The sequence below is a fragment of the Gilliamella sp. Fer4-1 genome (assembly GCF_001690515.1).
Lineage (GTDB): Bacteria > Pseudomonadota > Gammaproteobacteria > Enterobacterales > Orbaceae > Gilliamella > Gilliamella apicola_C.
Genome location: NZ_LZGZ01000180.1, coordinates 1 through 5,015 on the forward strand (window position 1 = coordinate 1; position 5,015 = coordinate 5,015).

The window sequence follows — 5,015 nt, forward strand, 5'->3', positions numbered from 1 at the left end:
TTGCGTGCAATTGACCGGATTAATCTGAAATTATCTGAAGGTGAGATTCGCGGCCTTGTTGGAGAGTCTGGTTCAGGGAAAAGCCTTATTGCTAAAGCTATTTTAGGCGTTACTAATCATAACTGGAAAATTTCAGCAGATCGCTTTTATTTTAATGATATTGATCTTCTTAAGCTAACGCCTAGGCAGCGACGAAAAGTCATTAGTGCGAATATATCCATGATATTTCAAGAGCCTCAATCTTGTTTAGATCCTTCTATGAAAGTAGGACAACAGTTAATAGACGCTATACTGAGAAGAACATTTAAGGGGCATTGGTGGCAAAGGTTATTTTGGCGTAAACATCGAGCTATTGAGCTATTACATCGAGTAGGAATTAAAAATCATCAGGAAATATTAAAATCTTATCCATTTGAATTGACTGAAGGTGAATGCCAGAAAGTTATGATAGCTATCGCATTAGCTAATCAGCCAAAACTGCTTATCGCCGATGAGCCAACAAATGCAATGGAAGCAACAACCGAAGCGCAAATATTTAGGCTATTGGCTAGCATGAATCAGAATTTGGGCACAACTATCTTGCTTATTAATCATGACCTGCAAATGGTAACCAGATGGACTGACCGTATTAATGTTCTGTATTGTGGACAAACCGTTGAAGTTGCTAATAGTGAAGATTTAATTAAATCACCTTATCATCCTTATACTCAGGCGCTGATTTATGCAATCCCTGATTTTGGTAAAGCAATGCCACATAAAAGTCCGTTAAATACCTTACCCGGTGTGATTCCATCATTGGAGCATTTACCTATAGGCTGTCGATTAGGACCACGATGTCCTTATGCACAAAAAAAATGTATTCAAGCACCCGAATTACTACCGATAAAAGATCGTTTTGTTGCTTGCCATTTTCCGTTAAATATTGATGAGTTACCATAAACAATAGGAATAAAAATGAATCCAATATTAAAAGTACGTAACTTATCAAAGCAGTTTAAAATAGCTAAAGGGCTTTTTGGTCACTTACAAATTAATGCGGTTAATCCAGTATCATTTTCATTAAATGAAGGTAAGACTTTGGCAATTATTGGGCAGAATGGATCCGGAAAATCGACCTTGGCTAAAATGTTAGTTGGTATGATAAAACCCGATAGTGGTGATATTTGGATTGCTGGTAATAAAGTTGAATACGGCGATTATAGTCATCGTTGTCAACTGATTCGAATGATTTTTCAGCATGTTGAAAGTTCATTTGATCCAAGGCTGCGTATTGGACAATTGTTAGAAATTCCACTTAAATATAATACCAATTATGATGCTCATGAGTGTGAAAAGCTAATTAGTAGTGTATTAAAGCAAGTTGGATTATTGCCCGAACATGCCTCTTATTATCCTTCCTTGATGGCAGCAGGTCAAAAGCAACGTGTAGCATTGGCAAGAGCTCTAATTTTAAAGCCCAAGGTCATTATTCTTGATGAGGCTTTGGCCGCGTTAGATATTTCTATGCGCTCGCAGATTGTTAATTTAATGCTGTCGTTACAAGCTCAACAAAATATTTCTTATGTTTATGTAACACAAGATATTGGTATGATGAAACATATTAGTGATGATATTTTAGTTATGCACAATGGTGATCTTGTTGAGTCTGGCAATACTGCTGAAGTATTGGCTTCACCATTAAGTGATATTACCCAAAAATTGATAAATAGCTACTTTGGTGAGGCGTTGACTGCTGATACATGGCGGACTGATACGCGCACTTTTTAGCTAATAAACTTAGCTATTATTTGTATTTTAGCGTGTGAGGAAATGATCACTTTCTTTGGATTATGCAGCTGTTTTTAATCTGATTATTATAATGATTTTGTTAAATAAAAAATCTCGACAAATAAACTAAAAGGCACTATATTTAGCTATATGGATTTCTAGACGTCTATTTTTTGTTAAAACTAATTTATCGTTTTTAGGAGCTTTTGTTATGCCTATTTGTATTCCTGACTCATTACCCGCTGTTGATGTGTTACGTAATGAAAATGTGTTTGTTATGACCTCATCACGAGCTAATAATCAAGAAATTCGTCCACTAAAGCTTCTTTTTCTAAACCTCATGCCTAAAAAAATAGAGACTGAAAATCAATTTTTACGCTTACTATCTAATTCATCTTTACAGATAAATATTCAATTACTACGTATCGATCAACGTGAGTCAAAAAATACACCAGTTGAGCATTTAAACAGCTTTTATTGTGATTTTGATGATATTCGCGAACAAAATTTTGATGGATTAATTATTACTGGTGCGCCTTTGGGTAAAGTCGCTTTTTCTGATGTCGTTTATTGGCCTAAATTAACTGAAATTATAACGTGGGCAAAAGATCATGTGACATCGACTATGTTTGTTTGTTGGGCCGTTCAAGCTGCATTGAATATATTATATGATTTACCTAAATTTACTCGTGCACATAAGTTGTCAGGCGTTTATCAACACCAAATTGTTCAGGCTAATGCAATTTTAACGCGTGGATTTGATGATACTTTTTTAGCTCCACACTCCCGTTATGCGGATTTTCCAATTGATAAAATTAGCAATTATACAGATTTAACTATTCTGGCAAAGTCCGATATGACAGGGCCTTATTTAATGGCAACCCCTGATAAACGTATGGCATTTGTAACAGGGCATCCAGAATATGACTCATTTACATTAGCTAATGAATATGTTCGTGATGTAAAGGCAGGTATGAATCCAGATATTCCTTATAATTATTTTTCTGATAATAACCCTGATATTGCACCAAAAGCAACGTGGCGTAGCCATGCATATTTGTTATTTAGTAACTGGCTTAACTATTATGTTTATCAGTTAACGCCATATGATTTGACTACTCGTAATTTAACGATTGATGATTAATTTAGTTAATGCTCATCTTCTACTTTGCTAGTATCCGATATGTTAAAATTAACAGGAAATTAAAAGAACTCATTTTAATTGTTGTTAATGAAAATATAAAAAACAGCGATAATTTATCAAATATAATCAAAATGTATTTTTGATTATATGGTTAAACTTGTAACCAAAATGTTACTGGGCCATCGTTGATCAAAGATACTTGCATGTCGGCGGCAAATTGTCCTGTTTTAGTTGATATTTTTTGTTGGCATTGTTCGACAAAAACTTGATAAAGTTTATTTGCCTCATCAGGTTTTGCGCCTTTAGTAAAACTAGGACGCATTCCTTTTTTAGTATCTGCTGCCAGTGTGAATTGAGAAACAACCAATACTTCGCCGTTAGCTTGGCTAACATTTAAGTTCATCTTTCCTTCGCTATCACTGAAAATACGGTAACCTAATACCTTTTCACATAAACGAATTGCTTTTTGTTCGTCATCACCTTGCTCAACACCGAGTAAAATTAGTAAACCCTGATTAATCTGCCCAAGAATATTATTCTCTACTGTAACACTAGCTTGTTTAACTCGTTGGATTAAGGCGATCATAAATTAATTACTCCGATAATGGCTGGTTATCAACTCCATGCTTTTTTTGTTGGTTATAGTCAGTTAAAGTTGCAGCAAATTCAGCACCGAACAACACAATACACCAAGAAAAATAAACCCAAACTAACATAATGGGGATGGATGATACAACACCGTAAATAAGTTGATATGTTGGAAATGAAGTAACATATAGCGAAAAAGCACGTTTGCCTAATTCAAATAATATTGCAGCGACAAGTGCACCAATGAGTGATTCTTTTAATGGCACAGGTTCGGTCGGAATAATACTATAAAGTAACCAAAATCCGATCACCGAAATTATAAATGGCAGCATGCTAAGTAAAATAGTATTTGTTGCTGCTGTTGAAAACCATTTTAGCGAAAATATGTAAGAGCTGACAGCTATGCTAGAGCCGACTAAGATGGGACCCAACGTTAATATTGTCCAGTATATAGCTAGATTGTACATAAAAGAACGTTTTCGTTTAGTTTTCCAAATACGATTAAGTGTTGTATTAATGGAATTGATGAGCAGTAGAGATGTAACAATCAATCCAATTATGCCAACAAAGGTCATTTTTTTCGTATTGGTGATGAACTGTTCTAGGTAGCTTTGGATGGTATCACTAGCGGTAGGAACAAGGTTATTATAAATTAATTGTTTTAATGATTGGCTAGCATCATCAAACATCGGGAAAGCGGACAGTAATGAAAATATAACGGTAATAAGGGGAACTAGTGCAAGTATCGTAGTATAAGCAAGCCCAGCAGAATAGGTTGTTAGGCGATCGTTATTGATCCTAACCCATAACATTTTGGTAAATAGCTGTATTTTATTAAGTAGTTTCATCGTTTTTTTCTAGTTAGAAATAACACAATTATTAATCCCATTATTATTTAATGAGTTTAATACGCTATTCGCTTCTTTTTTACTCGTATATGGTCCTACGGTGACGCGATATAACTGACCTGAAGAAATGTTGCTACTAATGCCTGTCATAGCAAGCTTGGCTTTGAGTGTGTCGGCATTAGATTTATCCTTGAATGCTCCACATTGTAATAGCCATTTATTGTTAATAGTTTGTGCTGTTTGTGATGCTATGTTCGAAGTCTGATTTTGTATTGTATTTCCTGGTGAGGAAGGTGTAGCGATACGTGCATTATTAATAAAACTATCTAATATTTTTTGTCTTTCATTAGCAATTGAGCTTGATGATAAGCCAGAACTAGCATTAGGCGCTTCCAATTCTTTTAGATATGTCCAGCGCTCTTGTGGTTGCTCTGGTAAAGTCATCACAGGCGGTTGCGTTTTTGCTTTTGGTCGTTCAATAGCTTTTTTAGGGGAATTGTTTGCAATAAGATAAAGGATAGCGGAAAATAGAATAATGATAATAATAGCCAAGAACATCATCAAATTAGGCTTATTTTTTTGCTTGTTTTTTTGGGGTTGGCTCTTTTTTCTTACATAATCGCGCTGAACCACAATAAACTCTCTTCTATTATTTTATTAATATTGCA

The 5,015-nt window shown here is 34.8% G+C and carries 6 protein-coding genes; 3 read left to right on the forward strand and 3 right to left on the reverse strand.

The window, feature by feature from the left end:
* The 3 genes from A9G30_RS06175 to metA all read left to right on the forward strand — a co-directional run.
* Positions 1-939, forward strand: a 939-nt coding sequence (locus A9G30_RS06175) for a peptide ABC transporter ATP-binding protein (protein WP_065588389.1), incomplete at its 5' end; no start/stop codon positions are given.
* Between the two features lie 15 nt (positions 940-954).
* Entirely contained in the window at positions 955-1,767 is an 813-nt protein-coding gene (locus tag A9G30_RS06180) for a peptide ABC transporter ATP-binding protein (protein ID WP_065588390.1), read from the forward strand.
* Positions 1,768-1,978: 211 nt separating this feature from the next.
* On the forward strand, positions 1,979-2,911 hold the full coding sequence (gene metA, locus A9G30_RS06185) for a homoserine O-acetyltransferase MetA (RefSeq protein ID WP_065583069.1): 933 nt from the start codon (positions 1,979-1,981) through the stop codon (positions 2,909-2,911).
* Positions 2,912-3,062: 151 nt separating this feature from the next.
* Here the strand turns inward: metA and dtd are convergent, their stop codons facing one another.
* From dtd to A9G30_RS12675, 3 genes are read right to left on the reverse strand one after another with little or no spacing between them, the layout of a single operon-like run.
* Positions 3,063-3,497 carry a D-aminoacyl-tRNA deacylase gene (gene dtd / locus A9G30_RS06190; protein ID WP_065588391.1) on the reverse strand — a complete coding sequence of 145 codons (435 nt, stop codon included), beginning with the start codon at positions 3,495-3,497 and terminating at the stop codon, positions 3,063-3,065.
* 7 nt (positions 3,498-3,504) lie between these two features.
* A complete protein-coding gene (locus tag A9G30_RS12670; protein WP_065588392.1) occupies positions 3,505-4,347 on the reverse strand; it encodes a virulence factor BrkB family protein in 843 nt (280 codons plus the stop codon).
* 9 nt (positions 4,348-4,356) lie between these two features.
* On the reverse strand, positions 4,357-4,980 hold the full coding sequence (locus A9G30_RS12675; protein WP_065588393.1) for an SPOR domain-containing protein: 624 nt from the start codon (positions 4,978-4,980) through the stop codon (positions 4,357-4,359).
* Positions 4,981-5,015: the final 35 nt, after the last annotated feature.

Excerpts from the sequence above, each read along its gene's own strand:
- metA (WP_065583069.1), top strand. The coding sequence starts at position 1,979 with ATGCCTATTTGTATTCCTGACTCATTACCCGCTGTTGATGTGTTACGT.
- A9G30_RS06180 (WP_065588390.1), top strand. The coding sequence starts at position 955 with ATGAATCCAATATTAAAAGTACGTAACTTATCAAAGCAGTTTAAAATA.
- dtd (WP_065588391.1), bottom strand. The coding sequence starts at position 3,497 with ATGATCGCCTTAATCCAACGAGTTAAACAAGCTAGTGTTACAGTAGAG.
- A9G30_RS12670 (WP_065588392.1), bottom strand. The coding sequence starts at position 4,347 with ATGAAACTACTTAATAAAATACAGCTATTTACCAAAATGTTATGGGTT.